Annotated in this window: 3 protein-coding genes and 1 pseudogene; 3 read left to right on the forward strand and 1 reads right to left on the reverse strand. The window is 53.3% G+C overall.

Annotated elements, in window-relative coordinates:
* The first annotated feature begins 321 nt into the window (after positions 1 to 321).
* The 3 genes from L0M99_RS09665 to L0M99_RS09675 all read left to right on the forward strand — a co-directional run bounded on the left by L0M99_RS09665 (position 322) and on the right by L0M99_RS09675 (position 2,331).
* On the forward strand, positions 322 to 585 hold the full coding sequence (locus L0M99_RS09665) for an AMP-binding enzyme (protein WP_238128450.1): 264 nt from the start codon (positions 322 to 324) through the stop codon (positions 583 to 585).
* A gap of 99 nt (positions 586 to 684) precedes the next feature.
* A complete protein-coding gene (locus tag L0M99_RS09670) occupies positions 685 to 1,293 on the forward strand; it encodes a TetR/AcrR family transcriptional regulator (protein WP_024058208.1) in 609 nt (202 codons plus the stop codon).
* A gap of 30 nt (positions 1,294 to 1,323) precedes the next feature.
* The gene (locus L0M99_RS09675; RefSeq protein WP_238128451.1) at positions 1,324 to 2,331 is read left to right on the forward strand and encodes a DUF5692 family protein; all 1,008 of its coding nucleotides are present in this window, start codon (positions 1,324 to 1,326) and stop codon (positions 2,329 to 2,331) included.
* Between the two features lie 614 nt (positions 2,332 to 2,945).
* Here L0M99_RS09675 and L0M99_RS10030 read toward each other — a convergent pair.
* Positions 2,946 to 3,229 (reverse strand): annotated as a pseudogene (locus L0M99_RS10030) (lipoyl synthase); the annotation flags it as partial.

Raw genomic sequence — 3,229 nt, forward strand, 5'->3', positions numbered from 1 at the left:
TCTAAACAACTAGCACCCACATAAGAAGCGGAACAAAACCTGGGACGCTTCACCCTCGTCCATCGACTGCGTCCTGCCACCTACCTCGTGTGAGGCGGACATCCCGGCCTGCTCAATCGGCGAACTCATCTGCGCCGGCCCGTCGGTCACTCACGGGTACTGGAATGACGAGGAGTTCAACGCGGCTTCTTTCCGCGGATCCTGGCTGCGCACCAATGATCTGGGCTTCATTGACGAGGGAGGCTTTGTTCACATCGTGGGACGCAAGTGGCCACGGTCAACACCGGCGGCGAAAAGATACTCCGCCACGAAGTCGAGCAAGTGCTGGCCAGAATGGAGGGAGTGCAGTCGGCGTATGTGGTGGGCGTACCCGATATGAAGTGGGGTGAGGCGGTGAATGCGGTACTGGTGATGGAGGATGGGTACGCGACTCCGTCGCTGAGCGAGGTGCGCGCTTTTGCCGGACGGTATCTTGCTCGGTTCGAAGTGCCTCAGCGTGTGTCCGTGGTCGATTCGCTACCGGTATCTTCGAACGGCAAAGCCACTGTTTCCGCGCTTCGAGCCGTATTTACACACCAAGATTGACACTATGTCAACCTTGTATTAATATTTATATTGAGCGTTGACACGGTGTCAACATTCCTCACGAGGCTGTGAGAGTTTTCTGCAACGAATCGAGTTGCCATGTCAGATAGGTCTGCACCAACAGGCGCCAAACGGGATTCCATCGTGCGCGCCGCATACGACCTCGCCCAGGATAAAGGGTTCGCACGCCTGACAGTGGGTGAGATTGCACGAAAAGTGGGGATGACGCGGTCATTGTTTTATCACTATTTCCCTGATCGCAACGCTCTGGCTGACGCAGTTCTGGACCTCATCATTGATTCAATCGTGGACGAATTGACGTCATGGAATACCGGCCGAGAAGAAGGCAATATTGACCACGCGCTCGATGATTTCATCACGCTGATGCACACCATCGCGCAGCGCGAAAGTATTTTCACTCGTCAGCTGATTCGTGGCGGCAATGCAGAATTATATGTCCGCTTTATTTCACGTGCTGCGGACCGCGCCTCTGACTACATCGGACGCACGACTGTTCAGGATTACATTTCCCGCCACGGAGCTCCCATTACGGATATCCATGAGACGTTCTATATACTGCTCGTCGGATCAATGTCACTCATGCGTACGCATCCTGATGTCTCGCACGAAACTCTCAAGCGCATCGTCGCGCAAATGCTCCATATTGAAAATGGCATCATGTCCGCTTCCTCCCCGCACTCCAACTGAAAAACACTCAACACAGAAAGGTTCGAAACAATGTTGTTTCAAGTTTATGGCGACACCGCCGCATATCAATGGCTTGGCTGGTTATTGGTGTTCACTGGCCTCCTAGTGGCCAATGAATTTGCCCGACGCACCAAGACAGGCGGAATTATCTGTTTCCTTATTATTCCCGCAATACTGTCGGTTTACTTCATCTCAATTTATATTGGGGCAGCCGTAGGCGCGGACTGGGCTCTCACCAACCCAACCTATGTCCACATGACGTCATGGTTCCACTACGCCAAGCTGTACGCTGCAACGGCCGGATGTATCGGCTTCATGATGCTGAAGTACAGGTGGGGAGGAATTGGCAAATCTGAATGGTTCAAGTGCTTCCCCTTTGTTATTGTGGCGATCAATATCCTGATTGCTGTAGTCTCTGACTTCGAAAGTGCATTCCGTGCCTGGGGAACTACCTGGGTGTCAACTGAAGCTGTCACCTTGATGGGTGGATGGCACAACGTCTTCAATGGCCTTGCTGGCCTGATCAACATCGCCTGCATGACTGGGTGGTTCGGCATCTACGTGTCAAGGAAGAAGCAGGACATGTTGTGGCCCGACATGACGTGGGTCTTCATCGTTGCCTACGATTTGTGGAACTTTTGCTACACATATAACTGTTTACCCACACATGCATGGTATTGCGGTCTGGCATTGTTACTGGCTCCGACGGTGGCAAATCTGTTGTGGAATAAAGGCGGCTGGATTCAAAACCGGGCATTTACGCTCGCCTTGTGGTGCATGTTTGCTCAGGTTGTTCCCGCCTTCCAAGATTATTCTGTGTTCTCCACGCAGTCGGTCAATAACCCGAACACCAATTTGGTCGTGTCGATTATCGCGTTGATCGCCAACATTCTCGCCTTCGCCTACATCATGTACCGGGCTCGCAAGCTCAGAGTCAATCCTTGGCTGCACGAAGTATTCCAAGGCACTCGAGACTTCGAGAAGGCAATGTCTCGCCGTGAGGACGCGAATCAGGTTTCCAACGTCAAGGCACACTAGGGACGGCATGGGGCGCGATGACACAAGACGCCCTCTTGCCACCGATTCCGATATTCGACGTGGAGGAAGAGCCCGCAGGCACCAGCAACGTGCCAGTCATCTCCAGCAACCACCACGTTGAGTACGCCTTTTCACCCAAGTCCTGATCGAATCAGTTAACCGATTGCTCAACGCGCGTCCTGTACTGGCTCATCGAGCCCCCAGGGCGCGCGTTGGAGTTTCCAAGCTCTAGATTGCCGACACGAGTAGCGGGCGTCCCACCAGCGAACCGGATGCGGGAATGTCAGACTCAGCCGATGCGGAGTGAGCACATTCTCAGGCGACATACGGTCCAGAACAGCTGATGCTTCCTGACGCGCAGCTCCAGCTGATGCTAGTTCAACCAAGCCGGTAAACTCAGCGGGGATCTCGCGGCCAAGGTTCTTCATCGCTTCGGCCCACAGCTTGCCTGAGCGATACGAGGAGCGTACCAACGGAACCGACCTGCAGGCAGGGAAGCCCATCGAATATGCCAGATTGCGCAGACGGACAAATTCTTATGGTTTGACCCAGCGGACAATCGGGTGATGCAAAGCGGATGGACGAAGATACTGTGTGACGGTCAGGATGTCGCATCAGGCATCCAGCAAATCACGCATGGTCGATTCAATTTTTTCCGTCGTCTCCCCCATACCGAGAATCAGATTCGACTTGGTCACCAGACCAACCTGTTTGGCGGCGTTGGTGACGCTGAGGAACCGATCGTATCGAAATGCAGGCCGGATCGTCTTCATCAGACGCGGAACTGTTTCCAGGTTATGCGCGAATACCGGGTTAATACCCCAAAGGGTATTAACCCCAAATTTTGGGGTTAATACCTGAATTGTGTGTATAAATTCGTTGTTTTTTGGGGTTTGAT

This window comes from Varibaculum cambriense, from assembly GCF_022133705.1.
Lineage (GTDB): Bacteria > Actinomycetota > Actinomycetes > Actinomycetales > Actinomycetaceae > Varibaculum > Varibaculum cambriense_A.